The organism is Kitasatospora sp. McL0602 (assembly GCF_052076145.1).
Taxonomy (GTDB): Bacteria; Actinomycetota; Actinomycetes; order Streptomycetales; family Streptomycetaceae; genus Kitasatospora.
In genome coordinates, this window is record NZ_CP197246.1 from 4,337,360 (window position 1) to 4,355,007 (window position 17,648).

At 70.3% G+C, this 17,648-nt stretch carries 11 protein-coding genes; 6 read left to right on the plus strand and 5 right to left on the minus strand.

Features of this window, described 5'->3' with window-relative positions; genetic code table 11:
- Positions 1–20 precede the first annotated feature (20 nt).
- Positions 21–881 carry a hypothetical protein gene (locus ACR68M_RS19800; RefSeq protein ID WP_441245441.1) on the minus strand — a complete coding sequence of 287 codons (861 nt, stop codon included), beginning with the start codon at positions 879–881 and terminating at the stop codon, positions 21–23.
- Positions 882–1,047: 166 nt separating this feature from the next.
- Between ACR68M_RS19800 and ACR68M_RS19805 the strand changes: the two genes are divergently transcribed.
- Positions 1,048–1,941: an A/G-specific adenine glycosylase gene (locus ACR68M_RS19805; protein WP_441245442.1), complete on the plus strand. Its 894-nt coding sequence runs from the start codon at positions 1,048–1,050 to the stop codon at positions 1,939–1,941.
- A 187-nt stretch (positions 1,942–2,128) separates the two neighbouring features.
- Here the strand turns inward: ACR68M_RS19805 and ACR68M_RS19810 are convergent, their stop codons facing one another.
- Positions 2,129–3,721, minus strand: a complete 1,593-nt coding sequence (locus ACR68M_RS19810; protein ID WP_441245443.1) for an MDR family MFS transporter — start codon at positions 3,719–3,721, stop codon at positions 2,129–2,131.
- Between the two features lie 273 nt (positions 3,722–3,994).
- Here ACR68M_RS19810 and ACR68M_RS19815 point away from each other — a divergent pair, with 273 nt between their 5' ends.
- Positions 3,995–4,585, plus strand: a complete 591-nt coding sequence (locus tag ACR68M_RS19815) for a TetR/AcrR family transcriptional regulator (RefSeq protein ID WP_441245444.1) — start codon at positions 3,995–3,997, stop codon at positions 4,583–4,585.
- 59 nt (positions 4,586–4,644) lie between these two features.
- Here ACR68M_RS19815 and ACR68M_RS19820 read toward each other — a convergent pair whose 3' ends face one another.
- Positions 4,645–5,484 (minus strand): M23 family metallopeptidase, encoded by an 840-nt coding sequence (locus ACR68M_RS19820; protein WP_441245445.1) that lies wholly within the window; start codon positions 5,482–5,484, stop codon positions 4,645–4,647.
- 439 nt (positions 5,485–5,923) lie between these two features.
- Here ACR68M_RS19820 and ACR68M_RS19825 point away from each other — a divergent pair, with 439 nt between their 5' ends.
- The 4 genes from ACR68M_RS19825 to ACR68M_RS19840 all read left to right on the plus strand — a co-directional run bounded on the left by ACR68M_RS19825 (position 5,924) and on the right by ACR68M_RS19840 (position 12,145).
- Complete coding sequence (locus tag ACR68M_RS19825) at positions 5,924–7,474, plus strand: aldehyde dehydrogenase family protein (RefSeq protein ID WP_441245446.1); 1,551 nt, start codon at positions 5,924–5,926, stop codon at positions 7,472–7,474.
- 74 nt (positions 7,475–7,548) lie between these two features.
- Complete coding sequence (locus tag ACR68M_RS19830; protein WP_441245447.1) at positions 7,549–8,685, plus strand: threonine aldolase family protein; 1,137 nt, start codon at positions 7,549–7,551, stop codon at positions 8,683–8,685.
- A gap of 59 nt (positions 8,686–8,744) precedes the next feature.
- The gene (locus ACR68M_RS19835) at positions 8,745–9,059 is read left to right on the plus strand and encodes a trypco2 family protein (protein WP_441245448.1); all 315 of its coding nucleotides are present in this window, start codon (positions 8,745–8,747) and stop codon (positions 9,057–9,059) included.
- Positions 9,059–12,145, plus strand: a complete 3,087-nt coding sequence (locus ACR68M_RS19840; RefSeq protein WP_441245449.1) for an NACHT domain-containing protein — start codon at positions 9,059–9,061, stop codon at positions 12,143–12,145. Before ACR68M_RS19835 ends, ACR68M_RS19840 begins: the two co-directional genes overlap by 1 nt.
- Positions 12,146–12,214: 69 nt before the next feature.
- Here ACR68M_RS19840 and ACR68M_RS19845 read toward each other — a convergent pair whose 3' ends face one another.
- Positions 12,215–14,557, minus strand: coding sequence for an immune inhibitor A domain-containing protein (locus tag ACR68M_RS19845; protein ID WP_441251655.1), 2,343 nt, complete (start codon positions 14,555–14,557; stop codon positions 12,215–12,217).
- A gap of 386 nt (positions 14,558–14,943) precedes the next feature.
- A complete protein-coding gene (locus ACR68M_RS19850; protein ID WP_441245450.1) occupies positions 14,944–17,457 on the minus strand; it encodes an ATP-dependent Clp protease ATP-binding subunit in 2,514 nt (837 codons plus the stop codon).
- Between the last annotated feature and the right edge of the window lie 191 nt (positions 17,458–17,648).

A 17,648-nucleotide genomic window follows, 5' to 3' on the forward strand; every position in this document is an offset into this window, starting at 1 on the left:
GCAGGGGCAGGTGGTGGGTCTCAGCCTTCGAGCCGGATCGAGGTCCGGGCCGTCGCCGGACCACCTGCCGGGCCGGTCAGCGCCGCCTGCACCAGGTAGTTGCCGGCCGGGGCCGCGCCGCCGTCGGTGCTGGCGCACTGCGGCTTGCTCCGGCTGCGGTCCCAGGTGAACGTCTCCGTCAGCCCGCTGCCCGCCGCGATCTGCACCCAGACGCTCTGATGGTCCGCCGGGCAGTCGCCCGAGGACCAGATCCGCTCGTTGGCGGTCGAGGTCACCACGATGGCCGAGGCCGCCCGGCCCAGGTCCACCCTGCAGTTGGCGGTGGAGGCGTTGCGCACCGTCAGCGACAGCTTGGGCTTGTCCTTGAGCTCGTACGAGTTCTGCGTGCCGGCCAGCTCCAGGGTGACCTGGGAGGCGGTGCAGACCGGGAGGGCCATCACCTCGGCGGTGTTCTGCGCCGGCGGGGCCGTCGTACCGCCCGTGCCCGTACCGCCCGTGCCGCCGGTGCTGCCTGCGCCGGTGCCGCCCGATCCGGTGCCGGTGCTGCCCGTGCTGCCCGTCCCGGTGCCGCCGTTGAGGCTGACCTCGCCGCCGGTGCTCGAACCGCCCGTGCCGGTGCCCGTCGTGCCGCCCGTCCCGGTGCCACCGCCCGTGCCGCCCGGCCGGCTGGTGATCGCCGAACCGCTCGGGGTCGCACCCGGGGTGATCGACTGGACGGGGGCGGGCAACGCCGCCTTGTCGGGCTGCTTGCCGCTGCCCTGACCCGAGGTCAGCCAAAGGACCAGCGCGAGGACGGCGATCAGCGCCCCGAGCACGACGACTCGCCGTCGCCAGTAGATCGAAGCCGGCAGCGGTCCCACGGGTTGACGCAGAGAGGGCACGCGCAAACTCTACGAGACTGTGTGCACCCGTTGACGCATCAACACCGCTCTACCGTCTCTTCCTTCACATGATCCGCCATTTGGTCCGGATGGGGGAGGCCTTTCGCGGCCGATATGTCCGGGGACGGGCCGGAGCCGACCCCGGCCGTGGGAGGATCGAAGGGCCATGGCTGCCATCACCTCCACCCCCGCCCCGCTGCTCCACGAGACCGTCCTCGACTGGTACGAGGCCAACGCCCGGGACCTCCCCTGGCGCACGCCCGACGCCACACCCTGGGCGGTCATGGTGAGCGAGTTCATGCTCCAGCAGACCCCCGTCAAGCGGGTGCTCCCCGCGTACGAGGCCTGGCTCGCCAAGTGGCCCACCCCCGCCGCACTGGCCGCCGACGCCCCCGGCGAAGCAGTCAGAATGTGGGGCCGCCTCGGCTACCCGCGTCGGGCACTGCGGCTGCACGGCGCCGCCGTCGCGATCACCGAGCAGCACGGCGGGCAGGTGCCCGAGGACCACACCGCGCTGCTCGCCCTCCCCGGCGTCGGCGAGTACACCGCCGCCGCCGTCGCCTCCTTCGCCTACCGGCAGCGCCACGTCGTGCTCGACACCAACGTCCGCCGGGTGTTCGCCCGCGCCGTGACGGGCGTCGAGTACCCCGCCCAGGCCACCACCGCCGCCGAACGCCGGGCCGCCACCGAGCTGCTCCCCGCAGCCGCCGAGACCGCCGCGACGTGGGCCGTCGGCGTGATGGAGCTCGGCGCGCTGGTCTGCACCGCCCGCAGCCCCAGCTGCGGCGAGTGCCCGCTGCTGCGCCACTGCGCCTGGCAGGCCGCCGGCCGCCCGCCCTACGAGGGCCCGGCCCGCCGGGGCCAGTCGTACGAGGGCACCGACCGTCAGGTGCGGGGCAAGCTGCTCGCCGTCCTGCGGGAGGCCCACGGCGAGGTCCCGCAGGCCCGCCTGGACGCGGTCTGGCCCGAGCCCGTCCAACGCGCCCGCGCCCTCGACGGCCTCGTCACCGACGGCCTGGTCGAACCGGTCGCCCCGGGGGTCTACCGCTTGCCACGCTGAGCCGCGCACGCAGCTGGCAGTGCAACTTTGGCGAGCTCGACAGTGACAGCGCTGTACCTTCCGGTTTCGCGGAGTTCCCCGCGCCCCTGGGCGCACCGGTTGCGCAGACGGCGAATGCCCACCCCCGGGGAGAGGGGTGGGCATTCGGGGGTGGCGGGTGGACGGTCCGCCGGGGGTGGTTCCGGGGTCAGACGGCTTCGAGGTTCTTCTCGGGTGCGGCCTGGCCGGGGCCGCCCCGGAGGGGGATGTCCCGAATGAAGACTGCGGCGGCGACGGCGATCAGGCTGATCACCGCGCCCCAGAGGAACACCGTGTGGATGCCGTTGGAGACGGCGTGGTGGTAGACGTCCTGGACGGCGGCGGGGAGCTTGCGCAGCTCGCCGGGGCCCATCTGGGTCAGCTGGGCGGAGCCCTTCGCACCGGGCTGCGCCGGCAGCGTGGACATCGTCGACTTGACCCGGTCGTTGAAGAGCGCGCCGAACAGCGCGACGCCGAAGGAGCCGCCGATGGTGCGGAAGAGGGTGGCGGTGGAGCTGGCCACGCCCATGTCCTTGAGCTCGGCGCTGTTCTGCGCGACGAGCATCGTGATCTGCATCAGGAAGCCCATGCCCGCGCCGAGCACGATCATGAAGCAGGCCGAGGAGAAGCGGGTGGTGTCGGTGGAGAGGGTGGAGAGCAGCAGGCAGCCGCCCGCCATCACGGCGGTGCCGATGATCGGGTAGATGCGGTACTTGCCGGTCTTGGTGACGGCCTGGCCGACGGCCAGCGAGATGACCAGCATGCCGAACATCATCGGCATCAGCAGCAGGCCGGAGTTGGTCGCCGAGGCGCCCTGCACGGTCTGCTGGTAGAGCGGGAGGAAGGTCACGGCGCCGAACATCGAGAAGCCGACGATGAAGCCGATGATCGAGACCAGGGTGAAGTTGAGGTTCTTGAAGAGGCCGAGCGGGAGCATCGGCTCCTCGACCCGCTGCTCGACGTAGCAGAAGGCGATCAGCGAGGCGACGGCGAGCGCGGCCAGGCCGAGGATCGTCTTCGAGCCCCAGGCGTACTGCTGGCCGCCCCAGGTGGTGATCAGGACGAGCGAGGTGATGCCGGTGGTCAGCAGCAGGGCGCCGAAGTAGTCGATCTTCGCGGTGGAGCGGACCTTGGGGAGCTTCAGGGTGACGATGACGACGGCGAGGGCGACCAGGCCGAGCGGCAGGTTGATGTAGAAGGTCCAGTGCCAGCTCAGGTGGTCGGTGATGAAGCCGCCGACCAGCGGGCCGCCGATGGTCGCGAGCGCCATCACGGCGGCGAACATGCCCTGGTACTTGCCACGGTCACGCGGCGCGATCAGCGCACCCATGATCGACATGACGCCGACCATCAGGCCGCCGGCGCCGAGGCCCTGCACGGCGCGGAAGGCGATCAGCTCGGTCATCGACTGCGAGAGACCGGAGAGCGCCGAGCCGATCAGGAAGATCACGATCGAGGTGAGGAAGGTGCCCTTGCGGCCGTAGAGGTCGCCGAGCTTGCCCCAGATCGGGGTGGAGGCGGCGGTGGCGAGGGTGTAGGCGGTGACCACCCAGGAGAGGTGCTCGGCGCCGCCGAGGTCGCCGACGATGGTGGGCATCGCGGTGCCGACGATGAGGTTGTCGAGCATGGCCAGCAGCATGGCGACCACCAGCCCGGTCATCACCAGACGGATCTCGCGGGGTGACCTCGGCGTGGGGTCGGTCGTCTCGTCGGCTCCGGCGGGAGGGTTCTCCGCCGAGGTCTCGACCTGCTGTTGTGACATGGTGCGTCTCCCGGAAAGCGTGGCGCCGATCGGGTGGTCCGTGGCTCTGTCGGCTCACTTACTTGACGACCGGCTAGTGAATCGTCCGGTGGCACGGTAAGTTGTCCATAAGGTGGGCGTCAAGCCGGTTTCGGCCGCAGGCGCTCGGGCAGGGACAATGCACTCCGGAACGGGTGGTCCAGCCCCAGCTCGTGGACCCGCCCGCCCTCGCGTCACGCTCTGCCCAGCCAGTCAGAGTCCCGTCCACGCAGTCATGAGGTAGGCCAGCTAGCCATGAGTACGACGCAGAGCCCCCGCAGCGACACCCGGGCGCGCATCATCGACGTGGCTCTCGAACTCTTCGCCGCCCAGGGGTACGAGAAGACCTCGCTGCGCGAGATCGCGGACCGGCTGGGCGTGACCAAGGCCGCGCTGTACTACCACTTCAAGACCAAGGACGACATCGTCCACGGCATCGTGCAGAGCATGGCGGCGCCCATCGACGAGGCGATCGCCTGGGGCGAGGGCAAGGACTGGTCGCCCGAGCTGCGCGACGAGCTGGTCCGGCGGTTCGCCGAGGGCATGGCCGAGCGGGCGCCGCTGCTGCGGTTCTTCCACGAGAACCAGCCCGCCCTGCGGGAGTCGCCGGCCGGGCTGGAGTTCAAGGCCCGGATGCTGGCGATGATCCGGCTGGTGCACGGGCCGGACGCGGACTTCCGGGACAAGCTGCGGGCGACGATGTCGCTCTTCGCCATCAACTCGGCGTTCTTCCTGCTCAAGCACGGTGACCCGGAGGACGGCTGCGGCCTGCCGTCGGCGACCCAGGCGGAGGCGATGGAGGCGGCCCTCCAGGTGGCGCTGGAGATCTCCGAGCGGATCGGCTGAGACCGACCGCGAGCGGCTGAGCCCGGCCCGGTCCCGGTCGGGCTCAGCCGTCGGCCCGGTCAGAAGTCGGTCGCGCCGCGCTCGGTCAGGTACGCGATCGGGTCGACCACGGAGCCGTACTTGTTGGCGTTGCGGATCTCGAAGTGCAGGTGCGGCCCGGTGGAGTTCCCGGTAGTGCCCGAGCGCCCGATCTCCTGGCCCGGCGTCACCGACTCACCGGCGTCGACCGTGAGCGAGGACATGTGCGCGTACTCGGCGAAGTGCCCGTCGGCCAGCCGCAGCACGATCTCCCGGCCGTACGCGCCGTCCCAGCCCGCCGACACCACGGTGCCGGCACCGACCGCGCGCAGCGGGGTGCCGCTGTCCACCGCGAAGTCCACGCCCGTGTGGTACCCGGCCGCGTACTCGTGGTTGGCGACCCCGTACGGGTTGCTGACCAGGGCGCCGGGCGCAGGGGAGTAGAAGGAGGGCGCGGGGGCCGGTGCGGGCGCCGGGGCGGGCTCGGGCGCAGGGGTCGCGGCAGGGGCGGGTGCGGGGGCGCTGGGTGCCAGATTGCCGGCTACGGTCACGGCGTCCTGCGAGGAGGCCGAGCCGGGCAGCTGGTAGGCGGTGGGCGCCGAGACCTGGACCAGGCCGACCGGCTCCGTCCGGGCGGCGTGCGCGGCCGCGGCGGGGGCCGAGGTGAAGACGGAGCTGCCCGGCGTCGTCGGCCGCACGGTCTGCGCCGAGGCGGAGAAGCCCGGGAGCAGCAGGGCGCCGAAGGCCAGGGTCGCCGCGCCGCCGCACGCCACCACCGACCGCCGTTCGCGGATCCAGGCGGCTGCGGGACGGAGCAGGGAGTGCGTCACGGAGTCGGTCGCCGTGGTGAGCCGGTGGCGGGCGGTATGCGGGGAAGGCATCGGGTGATTGCACCTCGCGGATCGGGACAGCACGGGGCCGAGCCGCATGGGGCTCGCCGTGCCGGGGGGACCAACCAGGTGTAAACGGTCACCGCTGGTCATCCAAAATCACCGCACCTACTACGGCGTGTAGTGACCGTGCCCCGAGAACTTCAAGCCGATGGAGTAACGATCAGCTGAGCCGATCATCGGCACATCATCCGATCCGCTTCAGCTCGCGCCGCACGCCCCGGAGGCGCCTCCGCACCCCACCGACCGCGCCGCCCGCCGCCGCCTACTACCGCCCCTCGTATCAGCCCGCAAGGCTGTGACAATCCCCACCGGTCGCCCCCGCCGGGCCTGCTGTCCAGCCGCAGGGCCCCGTGCCAGGCTGGGTCCACGCACGGAACAGCAGCACCCGTCCTGCCCGAGAACGCCTTCCCCGACCGGAGGACTCCTCATGACGGCACCGCAGCTCAAGCCCGGCACGTCCTGGTCCGAGACCTACGCCCGCTGTGTCCAGGCCGCCCCCGAGGCATTCTCCGCGGACCGGCTGCTCAACCTCGTCCGGGGCGAGTGGCGCCCGGTGGGCACCCCCGGCGAGCACACCACCCCGCTGGACGGCACTCCCATCCCCGGCCCGCCCCGGGTCGGCATCGAGGAGGCGCACGCGGCCGTCGCCTTCGCCATCGACCAGCACACCGCCTGGGGGCGGCTGCCACTGGACGAGCGCAAGGCCAGGGTCGCGGCCGCCGTCGAGGGCCTCGCCGAGCAGCGTGACCTGCTGGCGCTGCTGCTGGTCTGGGAGATCGGCAAGCCCTGGCGGCTCGCCTGCGCCGACGTCGACCGCGCACTGGACGGCGTCCGCTGGTACCTGGACAACATCGACCGCCAGCTCGCCGGCCGGGGCCCGCTGCCCGGACCGGTCTCCAACATCGCCAGCTGGAACTACCCGATGAGCGTGCAGGTGCACGCCGAGCTCGTCCAGCTGCTCGCGGGCAACGCCGTCGTCGCCAAAACCCCCTCCCAGGGTGGTTTCCACTGCCTGACCCTCGCCCACGCGGTGATGCAGCGGGCCGGGCTGCCCGTCACCCTGCTCTCCGGCGAGGGCAGCAAGATCGCCGACGCGCTGATCCGGGCCGACGGCCTCGGCGCCCTCGCCTTCGTCGGCGGCCGGGCCAACGGCCGCAAGGCCGCCACCGCCCTCGCCGACCTGAACCGCCGTCACTTCCTCGAACAGGAGGGCCTCAACACCTGGGGCATCTGGCAGTACAGCGACTGGCCCGCCCTCGCCGCCCACCTGCGCAAGGGCTTCGAGTACGCCAAGCAGCGCTGCACCGCCTACCCCCGGTACGTCGTCCAGCGCTCGCTCTTCCCGGCCTTCCTGGAGACCTACATCGGCGTGTTGCGCGGCCTGCGCTTCGGCCACCCGCTCGCCGTCACCGCCCCCGACGACCCGCTGCCCGACCTCGACTTCGGCCCGGTCATCCACGCCGCCAAGGCCGCCGAACTCCGCCGCCACTTCGCCGACGCCGTCGCGGCCCGAGCCGTCCCGCTGCACGTCGGCGACCTCTCCACCGGTACCTTCCTGCCCGGCCAGTCGCACGACGCCTACCTCGCCCCCGCCGCCGTCCTCGACCCGCCCGCCAGCTGGGCCCTGCACCACTCCGAGCCCTTCGGCCCGCTCGACTCGATCGTCCTGGTCGACACCGAGGCCGAACTGCTCGCCGCGATGAACGCGGGCAACGGCTCCCTCGTCGCCTCCCTCGCCACCGACGACCACGGGTTCGCCGAGCGGGTCGCCCCCGATCTGCTCGCCTTCAAGGTCGGCATCAACAAGCCCCGCAGCCGGGGCGACCGCGAGGAGGTCTTCGGCGGTCTCGGCGCCTCCTGGAAGGGCGCGTTCGTCGGCGGCGACCTCCTCGTCCGAGCGGTCACCTACAGCGCGGACGGCGCGGACGAGAAGCTCTTCGGCAACTTCCCCTCGTACTCCCTCTACCCGCCGCGTTAGTCCCGGCGGGTGCTCGAGCCGCACCCCTCGGGTATTCGGTTGCGCGAACCGAGGGCTGCGGCATCATCTGACGGGTGACCGACACCCCGCAGGACACCCCAAGCGACGCCTCGTTCGTCCCCGACCCCCGTCTCCGCCGGAGCACCGCGCGCCACCGCGCCACGCGGCTGCTCTCCGGAGCCCGCCCGCAGACCCTGCGGGACCTCCTCGCCGAGCTGCCGTCCGGCGCCGAGAAGGCGTACGACCTCGACCGCTTCCCGGACGTCTACGGCGACGGCGTCGTCCGGGAGCTGGAGCTGCGGACGGCCGAACTGCTCGGCAAGCCCGACGCCGCCTTCTTCCCCACCGGCACCATGGCGCAGCAGGTCGCCCTCCGCATCTGGGCGACCGACACCGGCACGGTCGCCATGCACCCCCTCTCGCACCCCGAGGTGCACGAGCGGCGCGCCTACTCCCGGCTCTCCGGCCTGAAGAGCATCGCGCCGACCACCGCGCCCAGGCTCCCCACCGTGGAGGAGATCCGCGATCTGGAGGAGCCGTGCGACGCGCTGGTGGTCGAACTCCCGCTCCGTGACGCCGGATTCGTCCTGCCGACCTGGGACGAGCTGGTTGCGGTGACGACAGAGGCCAAGGAGCAGTTCATCACCGTCCACTTCGACGGCGCCCGGCTCTGGGAGACCACCTCGCACTTCGGGCACACCCTCCCCGAGATCGCCGACCTCGCCGACTCGGTCTACGTCTCCTACTACAAGACCCTCGGCGGCATCAGCGGCGCCGCGCTCGCCGGTGACGAGGGCTTCATCCAGGAGGCCAAGGTCTGGCGGCACCGCTACGGCGGCCAGCTCTGGCAGCAGTGGCCCGCCGCGCTCACCGCCCTCGCGGGCATCGAGCGCGAACTCCCGCACCTGGACGCGTACGTGGCCCACGCCAAGGTCGTCGCCGCCGCCCTGGCCGCCGCCCCCGGCGCCCGGGTCAACCCCGACCCGCCGCACACCCACCAGTTCCAACTCTGGCTCCCGTACGAGGCGTCGGCGCTCAACGAGGCCACCGTCCGGCTGGCCGAGGAGCAGGGCACGGCCCTCTTCGGCTTCTGGGGCGACACCGCCGTCCCCGGCCTCGCGATGACCGAGGTGACCATCAGCGCGGCCGCCCTGGAGTGGACGGCGGCGGAGGTCTCCGAGGCCATGACGCAGTTCCTCGCCCTGCTCTGACCTCGACGCTCTAACCTCGACCCGGAGGCGGCAGCACAGCCGCCAGTCAGGGGTGGGGCATGGAGAGCGGCATCGAACTCGCAGACGCCGTGGAGGCCGTCCGGCAGCAGCTGGCCGAAGCGGCGGAGCGGGCCGAGGGGCAGCAGATCCGGTTCGACGTCGGCGAGGTGAAGCTCGAGTTCTCGGTCGAGCTCAAGCGCGACGCCAGGGTGAAGGGCGGCATCAAGGCACTGGTCTTCTCCGCCGACGCCGAAGCCGGCCTCGCCCACCAGCGCACCCACCGCATCTCGGTCACCCTCACCCCGAAGGACACCGCCACCGGCGCCGACGTGATGGTCGGCAGCTCCGGCCTCGGCAGCCGGGACGGCTTCTGATGGCGGCGGCCGCCCCGCAGCGGGTGGTCGCCGTCCGGGCGAAGCAGCAGGGCAGCGGCTACCTGCTGGCTCCCCGACTCGTGCTGACGGCGGCCCACCTGCTGGACGGCTTCACAGCAGGCGAGGCAGCCGTCCCGGGCGGCGCCGGGTGGTCGGACTTCGAAGTGGTCGGACGCGACGACGAGTTGGACGTGGCGCTGCTGCGCACGTCCGAGGAGCTGGCTCCGGCTGAGGTGGCTGCGCCGGTGCTCTGGGGCCGGGTCGACAGCCTGGAGCCGGTGCCGGGCTGCCACCTGACCGGCTTCCCGGTCGCCGGGCGGGGTGAGGCCGACCGGCTGGACAGCTCGCAGGTGCTGGGCACCCTGACGCCGGGTGCGGGCCTGCTGAGCGACCGCCAGGTCGTGGTGCTCACGCAGCTGCCTCCCTGGGCCGAACTCGACTCCGGCTCCCCGTGGTCGGGCCTCTCGGGGGCGGCGCTCCGGTACCAGGAGTACCTGCTCGGCGTGGTGGTGACCGACCGCCGCCGGTCCGCCTGGCACGGTTCGCAGCTCGGTCTCGTCCCCGCCGCCGACATCCTCGCCTCACCCCGGCTGGCCGGGGCCCTCACGGCCCACCTCGGAGGCGTACCGGAGCTGCACGGCATCTCCGCCGCCGAGACCGCCGACACCCGCTTCGCGCACGAGTACGCGGAGGCGATCCGGGCCGACTACGGCCGGATCCGGATCTTCGGCCTGCGGCAGCGCGGGCAGGGCCGCCGGGGTTGGGAGCTGGACGCCGCCTACCTGAGCCTGGAGGCGGGTCAGACGGAGGACCGGAGCCGGCCCGACTACCCGGAGCCTGCGGCGCCGCAGCGGGTCGATCAGCAACTCGCGGGCAGAAGACGGGTGTTGCTGAGAGGGCAGGCGGGCTCGGGCAAGACCACCCTGGTCCAGTGGCTGGCCGTCCAGGCCCTGGCCGGGCGGCTCGGCCCCGAACTGGCCGGGCTCAACCACCGGGTGCCGCTCGTCCTCCAACTGCGCAAGCTCTTCCGGCAGGACACCATGAAGCCGAGGCCGGAGGAGTTCCTCCGCCTCGACGACCGGATGTGTGCCGACCGCGAGCCGCCGGGCTGGACGCACCGGATGCTGAGCAGCGGGCGCGCCATGCTGCTGGTGGACGGCCTGGACGAAGTCCCCGCCGCAGAGCGTGACGAGGCGTTGGAGTGGCTGGAGTGCCTGCTCGACCACTACCCGGACGTCTGGACCCTGGCCACCGTGCGGCCGTCGGCCGTGCCGCCCGGCTGGCTCGACCACCTCGGCTTCGACGATCTCTCGCTCAGCCCGATGACCGGCGGCGACCGTCGGCTGTTCGTGGAGCGGTGGCACCAGGCAGCCCTGCGGGATGCGCTGAAAGGCGTCGACGCGGTGGCTGAACAGGAGGAGCTGAAGCGGGAGACGGCACGCCACCAGGCCGACCTGCTGAAGGCGTTGGAGCGGTCGCCGCAGCTGGACCAGCTCGCCGACAGCCCGCTGCTCTGCGCGATGCTCTGCGCCCTGAACCGCGAGTCGGACGGCGTGCTGCCGACCCGCCGGATGGAGATCTACCGCGACGCGCTGACCATGATGCTGGTCAGGCGAGACGAGACCCGCAGCGTCCGCTGCGCCGAGCAGCTGCGGCTCTCCGAGGAGGAGCAGCTCGCTCTGCTGCGGCGGATCGCCCACTGGCTGGTCCGCAACAACCAGGTGGAGGGCCGACGTTCGGACGCGCTGGCGCAGATCACCAAGGCACTGCGTGACCTGCCGGACGCGGCGGCCCAGGGCGACGCCGAGGCCGTCTACCGGCACCTGCTCAACCGCAGCGGCCTGATAGCCGAGACCAGCGTCGAGACCTTCCAGTTCGTCCACCGCACTTTCCAGGACTACCTGGCAGCGATGGAGTTCAAGGAGGAACGGGACTTCGGCCTGCTGGCGGACCACGCGGCCGAGGAACAGTGGGCCGATGTCATCCGGTTGACGGTCGGTCACTGCGGCCGGAACGACCGTGGTGAGCTGCTCACCAGGATTCTGGATGAGGGCGACAGAGCCAGGGACATCCGGAAGCCGGATATCTTCCTGCTGGCGGGCAGCTGTCTGCCGTTCGCACCGGAGGTCGCCCGGGAGGTCCGGGAGGCGGTCCTGTTGCGGATTGAGCAGCACTTGGACGTTCTGCTGACCGGCACTGACCATCTGCGGCTGGCCGAGGTGGGAGAGGCACTCATCCCGGTGCTCCGACGCGCGGCGGAGGGCAACTCATACTGGGGCCGCTATCTGCTTCCGGGGATCGTCGGCCGGATCGGCGGCCCCCAGGCGCTGGACCTGCTTGAGAGCTGGGCCGATCGTCCACACGCGACCAACGTCGCGGGGCAGTGGTCGCACTTCGGCGAGCGGGAGTTCGCCCGGCGTGTGCTGACAAGGGTCGACCGGTCCCGGACGGAGGTACAGGTCGCATCCCCCGCACAGCTTGCCGAGTTGGTCAGGCTGGGGGCCTGGCCGGGAGTGGTTCTCCAGGGGTCACAGCTGGCCGACAGCTCGCTCTGGAGGCCGCTGGCGGAGCACACGGTCCACCTGGTGCTCGACGGCGTGGCCGGCTTCAGTGATCTCTCCAGCTTCCGGGGGTGGCCGTCGTTGAAGGAACTCGTCCTGAGGAGCTGCCGACAGGTGACTGATCTCTCCCCACTGGCGGACACGGCCCTGGAGAGCCTCTGGCTCGGCACTGTTCCTCGTCTTACGGGCGATGCGATCGATGCGATGGGGCGGATGCCCGCGCTGACGCGCGTGCGGGTCAGCGCCACGGACCTGGCACGTTGGGGCAGTACCGTGGCGCTCCCGGGCGTCCGGGAGTTGACACTCGGCAACTTGTCCGATGGCTATCCGCTGGGCCGTATCCCGGAGCTGTTTCCGAACCTCGGTCTCCTCCGGGTCACATTCCCGCTGGCGGAGAGCCTCGATCTGACAGAGCTTGCCGCGCACCCCAGCCTGCCGGAGAGCGTCGTGGTCGACTGCAGGTACCGGCGCACCCGCATCCTGGGCCAGGAGCTCTTCCCACCCGGCATCCTGACGGTCAACTGAAAGCACTGTGGCCCCCGGCGGTTCCCCGCCGGGGGCCACAGCAGATGTTCCGTCAGAGACGGGCCGCGACTAGCGGATGGCCTTCACCTGGACGGTGGTCTCCATCTTGTCGAGGCTCTCCCACAGGACGGTGATGCCCGTGTGGGTGTCCGGGACCTTGACGCTGCTGAACGGCGTCGACGGGTCCCAGTAGGTGCGGGTGTGGTCGTTGAAGCTGCGGTTGCCACCGGTCGGGTAGATCGAGACCGGCTCGTCGGCCTTGTGGAGCTTGAGGCCGTCGGTCTTGTCGAACCCGAAGGTGGAGTCGTAGCCCTGGAGGCGCGAGCGCATCAGGGTGCCGTCGGCCCACTTGAGCGGGGTCGGGTGGGCGTCGATCGGGAGGATGAGGCCCGAACCCGGGTGGTCGGTCACGTTGTTGTCGGACTGGGAGGTGTCCCAGAGCCAGATCAGCAGACCGTCCTGGTTGGCGTAGTGCTCGACCCAGTTCGGCTTCGACTTCGAGAAGCCGAAGTTGTACGGGCCGGTCTTCAGGGTCGCGTCGTAGGACACGTACTGACGGTTCTCGGCCAGGTAGTACTGGTCGTAGTCCTTGGAGAACTTGCCCGAGATGAGCGAGAAGCCCGTGGCCGTCCAGCCGTTGGCGCCGTGCTCGGCGTCGTCGGAGAGGACGGTCGCACCGTCAGCGGTGATGCTGATGTTGTCCAGGGCGAAGCCCGGGTTGTGCACGCCACCGTCGGTGGTGTTGTGGAAGCGGACCTTGACGGCCTTGCCCGCGTACGCGTTCAGCGAGTAGGACAGGTCGCCCCACTTGCCGGCCGAGGAACCGGTCAGACCGGCCTTGCCCGCGGGGTTCTTCTCGATGGCCTTGCCGTCGAAGGTGCCGTCGATGGCGGTCCAGTTGGCGCCACCGTCGGTCGAGACCTCGGCGTAGCCGTAGTCGTAGTCCTGCTCGAGGTCGTACCAGCCCTTGGCGGCCAGGGTCGCCGAGGTCTTGCCGGTCAGGTCGACGTCACGGGTGAGGGTGACGTCGAGGTTGTCGGCGCTGCCGCTCCACCACTCACCGTTGCCCGCGAACGGGGTGTTGATGGTGGTCGTGACGGTCTTCTTCGGCAGGGTGACGACCAGGGCCTGCGGCTTGGCGGTGTTGTACTCCACCGGGCCGAGGGTGACGGTCGTGGTCTTGCCGGACTGCGCCTGGGCGTAGTTGAGCCAGCCGAGCTTCAGCTTGCTCCACACGTCGAAGTCGTTCGGCATGTCGCCGATCTCGTTCTTGCCCTCACCGAGCCAGGAGCCCGACGACATCAGCGACCAGAAGCCGACGGAGTTGTCGTCCTTGCCCGTGGTGTCGTAGAGGTCCGGGAGGCCGAGGTCGTGGCCGAACTCGTGCGCGAAGACGCCGAGGCCGCCGTTCTCCGGCTGCATGGTGTAGTCGCCGACCCAGATGCCGGTGTCGCCGACCGGGGTGCCACCGAGCTTGTTGCCCGCGGGGCCGGTCTGGCCGGCCTGCGCGCCGTAGACGTAGGAGCGGTGGGCCCAGAGCGCGTCGGTGCCCTGCTTGCCGCCGCCTGCCGACTCGTCCTCACCGGCGTGCACGATCTGGAAGTGGTCGAGGTAACCGTCCGGCTCGTTGAAGTTGCCGTTGTGGTTGAAGTCGTACCGGTCGTACTGGTCGTACTGGGAGAGCGTGGCCTTGATCTGAGCGTCCGTCTGGCCCTTGGCCTTCTGGTCGGCGACCCAGGCGTTGATGCCGTCGCGGATCAGGTCCTGCGCGTTGTTGCAGATGTGCGCACCGCAGTAGTCCGAGCCGTAACGGGCCTCGTTCCACGGCACCCGGACCCAGTCCGTGACCTGGCCGTCGACCGAGTAACGGCCCGAGGACTGCCGCTCGTAGAAGGTCTTCATCGACGGCTGGTTCGGGTTGAAGTACAGGTCCTGGAAGTGCTGCTGGTTGTAGTCAGCGCGCCAGGCGGTGGAGTTGTTGGTGGCAGCGTCCGGCTTCTCGATCTGGTTGTGCGCCGGGCCGGGGGTGCCGCCGTACTTGAGCTTGCCGTCGGCGGTCTTGGTGGTGGTGTCCACCTGGTCGCCGAAGTCGACGAGGATCGTGAAGATCTTGTCCGTGCGCTGACGGGCGAGCTCCACGTACTTCTCGGGCCCGAGCTTGATGCTCGTGCCGCTGCCGTGCTGCTCGATCTTGGCAGTGCCGGCCAGGAGCTGCCGGGTGGCCTCCTCCTGCTCCGCCTTGACCTTCTCGGTCAGCGGACCGGGAAGGTCGTAGTCGACGGGGCCCGCAGTGGCAGAGGCCGGGTCATGTGCGGCAGCGGGAGCCGGCGCGGCGGTGGCCACGGTCGGGAGCATGCCGAGTGAGGCGATGACGGCCACGGCCGCACTGGCCGCAACACTCCTCGTGGATATCTTCAACGTTGTGACGTCCTCCCCATACCGGTGCGGCTGTTTGCCGTACTGGTGAACCAATGAAAGACAGGTGGAGGACATTTGATCCAAGAGAAGGTAAAAAAGAAAGACCTTGACCGTACATGGGCACGGCGCTATCCTCTGGCACTCCGATCAGCTGATGGTCGGTCAAGCCCACTGTTCGGCAACGGAGGCCAGGGCATCCATCGTGTCCGAACGTGTCTGGGTACCCGCCGAACGGCGGGGATTCCCGTGCGGTTCATCACAGGCGTTCGTGAGGTAAATGTGACGTCATGTAAACCCCGGGCGCATGCATCCGGACATGAGGAAGGGCCCTTGCCCCGGCAGTGCGCCGGGGCAAGGGCCCTTCCTGTCGAGCGGGTGACCTACTTGGTCAGGTCCGGTCCGGTGGTGACGGCCGCCGGGCTGTCCGCCACGGGGGACTTCTCCTCGCCGCGGAAGGTGAACTTGGCTTCCTTGCCCTCACCCTCCACGCCGACCACGACGATCTGGCCGGAGCGCAGCTCACCGAAGAGGATCTTCTCGGAGAGGTGGTCCTCGATCTCGCGCTGGATCGTGCGGCGCAGCGGACGGGCACCCATGATCGGGTCGTAGCCGCGCTTGGCGAGCAGCTGCTTGGCCTCGATGCTCAGCTCCAGGCCCATGTCGCGGTCCTTGAGGCGGGCATCGACCTTGTCGATCATCAGGTCGACGATCTGGATGATGTCTTCCTCGGTCAGCTGGTGGAAGACCACGATGTCGTCGACACGGTTCAGGAACTCGGGGCGGAAGTGCTGCTTGAGCTCCTCGCTGACCTTGGCCTTCATCCGCTCGTACCCGGTGGTGGAGTCACCCGTGGCCGCGAAGCCGAGGTTGAATCCCTTGGAGATGTCCCGGGTGCCGAGGTTGGTCGTCATGATGATGACGGTGTTCTTGAAGTCGACGACGCGGCCCTGGGAGTCGGTCAGGCGACCGTCCTCCAGGATCTGCAGCAGCGAGTTGAAGATGTCCGGGTGGGCCTTCTCGACCTCGTCGAAGAGGACGACCGAGAACGGCTTGCGGCGCACCTTCTCGGTGAGCTGGCCGCCCTCCTCGTACCCGACGTAGCCGGGGGGCGAGCCGAAGAGCCGCGAGACGGTGTGCTTCTCGCTGAACTCCGACATGTCGAGGGCGATCAGCGCGTCCTCGTCGCCGAAGAGGAACTCCGCCAGCGTCTTGGACAGCTCGGTCTTACCGACACCGGACGGGCCGGCGAAGATGAACGAGCCGCCGGGGCGCTTCGGGTCCTTGAGGCCGGCACGGGTGCGCCGGATGGCCTGGGAGAGCGCCTTGATGGCGTCCTTCTGGCCGATGACGCGCTTGTGCAGCTCGTCCTCCATGCGCAGCAGACGGGAGGTCTCCTCCTCGGTCAGCTTGAAGACCGGGATGCCGGTGGCGGTGGCCAGGACCTCGGCGATGAGCTCCTCGTCCACCTCCGCGACGACGTCCATGTCGCCGGCCTTCCACTCCTTCTCGCGCTTGGCCTTGGCCTGCAGGAGCTGCTTCTCGTCGTCGCGCAGGGACGCGGCCTTCTCGAAGTCCTGCGCGTCGATCGCGCTCTCCTTCTCGCGGCGCACGTCGGCGATCTTCTCGTCGAACTCGCGGAGGTCCGGCGGCGCGGTCATCCGGCGGATGCGCATCCGGGAGCCGGCCTCGTCGATCAGGTCGATCGCCTTGTCCGGCAGGAAGCGGTCCGAGATGTACCGGTCGGCCAGCGTCGCGGCGGCGACCAGGGCGGAGTCGGTGATCGAGACCCGGTGGTGCGCCTCGTACCGGTCACGCAGGCCCTTGAGGATCTCGATGGTGTGCGGCAGCGACGGCTCGGCGACCTGGATGGGCTGGAAGCGGCGCTCCAGCGCGGCGTCCTTCTCCAGGTGCTTGCGGTACTCGTCGAGCGTGGTGGCACCGATGGTCTGGAGCTCGCCACGGGCCAGCATCGGCTTGAGGATCGACGCGGCGTCGATCGCACCCTCGGCGGCGCCCGCGCCGACCAGGGTGTGCAGCTCGTCGATGAAGAGGATGATGTCGCCGCGGGTGCGGATCTCCTTGAGCACCTTCTTCAGGCGCTCCTCGAAGTCACCGCGGTAGCGGGAGCCGGCGACCAGCGCGCCGAGGTCGAGGGTGTAGAGCTGCTTGTCCTTCAGCGTCTCCGGGACCTCGCCCTTGACGATCGCCTGGGCCAGGCCCTCGACGACGGCGGTCTTGCCGACGCCGGGCTCACCGATCAGCACGGGGTTGTTCTTGGTGCGGCGGGACAGCACCTGCATGACCCGCTCGATCTCCTTCTCGCGCCCGATCACCGGGTCGAGCTTGGCCTCGCGGGCGGCCTGGGTGAGATTGCGGCCGAACTGGTCGAGGACCAGCGAGGTCGACGGGGTGCCCTCGGCGGGGCCGCCGGCGGTGGCCGACTCCTTGCCGCCGCTCTGGTAGCCGGAGAGCAGCTGGATGACCTGCTGGCGCACCCGGTTGAGGTCGGCGCCGAGCTTCACGAGCACCTGGGCGGCGACGCCCTCGCCCTCGCGGATCAGACCGAGCAGGATGTGCTCGGTGCCGATGTAGTTGTGGCCGAGCTGAAGGGCCTCGCGGAGCGACAGCTCCAGCACCTTCTTCGCCCGGGGGGTGAAGGGGATGTGGCCGGACGGGGCCTGCTGGCCCTGGCCGATGATCTCCTCGACCTGCTGGCGAACGGCCTCAAGGGAAATCCCGAGGCTCTCCAGGGCCTTAGCGGCGACACCCTCACCCTCGTGGATCAGACCCAGGAGGATGTGCTCGGTGCCGATGTAGTTGTGGTTGAGCATCCGGGCTTCTTCCTGAGCCAGGACGACAACCCGCCGCGCGCGGTCGGTGAACCTCTCGAACATCGTTAATCGCTCCTCAGAGCGGTCGGGCAGTTCGGGGACTGTCCCCGCCCTGTCCTTCCGCATGCTAGTCCCGCTTGCGGCGCGGCATGGGCCCCTCCTCGCCGTCGGCGGACAAGGAGAGAGGATCTGCTCCCACGGGCGTGAGCCCACGGAAGAAACTGCTGCGCGACCAGCCGACACCATTCCCAACC

Bases quoted from the DNA above. Each gene is read 5' to 3' on its own strand.
- ACR68M_RS19805 (WP_441245442.1), top strand. From the start codon at position 1,048: ATGGCTGCCATCACCTCCACCCCCGCCCCGCTGCTCCACGAGACCGTC.
- ACR68M_RS19810 (WP_441245443.1), bottom strand. From the start codon at position 3,721: ATGTCACAACAGCAGGTCGAGACCTCGGCGGAGAACCCTCCCGCCGGA.
- ACR68M_RS19815 (WP_441245444.1), top strand. From the start codon at position 3,995: ATGAGTACGACGCAGAGCCCCCGCAGCGACACCCGGGCGCGCATCATC.
- ACR68M_RS19820 (WP_441245445.1), bottom strand. From the start codon at position 5,484: ATGCCTTCCCCGCATACCGCCCGCCACCGGCTCACCACGGCGACCGAC.
- ACR68M_RS19825 (WP_441245446.1), top strand. From the start codon at position 5,924: ATGACGGCACCGCAGCTCAAGCCCGGCACGTCCTGGTCCGAGACCTAC.
- ACR68M_RS19835 (WP_441245448.1), top strand. From the start codon at position 8,745: ATGGAGAGCGGCATCGAACTCGCAGACGCCGTGGAGGCCGTCCGGCAG.
- ACR68M_RS19840 (WP_441245449.1), top strand. From the start codon at position 9,059: ATGGCGGCGGCCGCCCCGCAGCGGGTGGTCGCCGTCCGGGCGAAGCAG.
- ACR68M_RS19850 (WP_441245450.1), bottom strand. From the start codon at position 17,457: ATGTTCGAGAGGTTCACCGACCGCGCGCGGCGGGTTGTCGTCCTGGCT.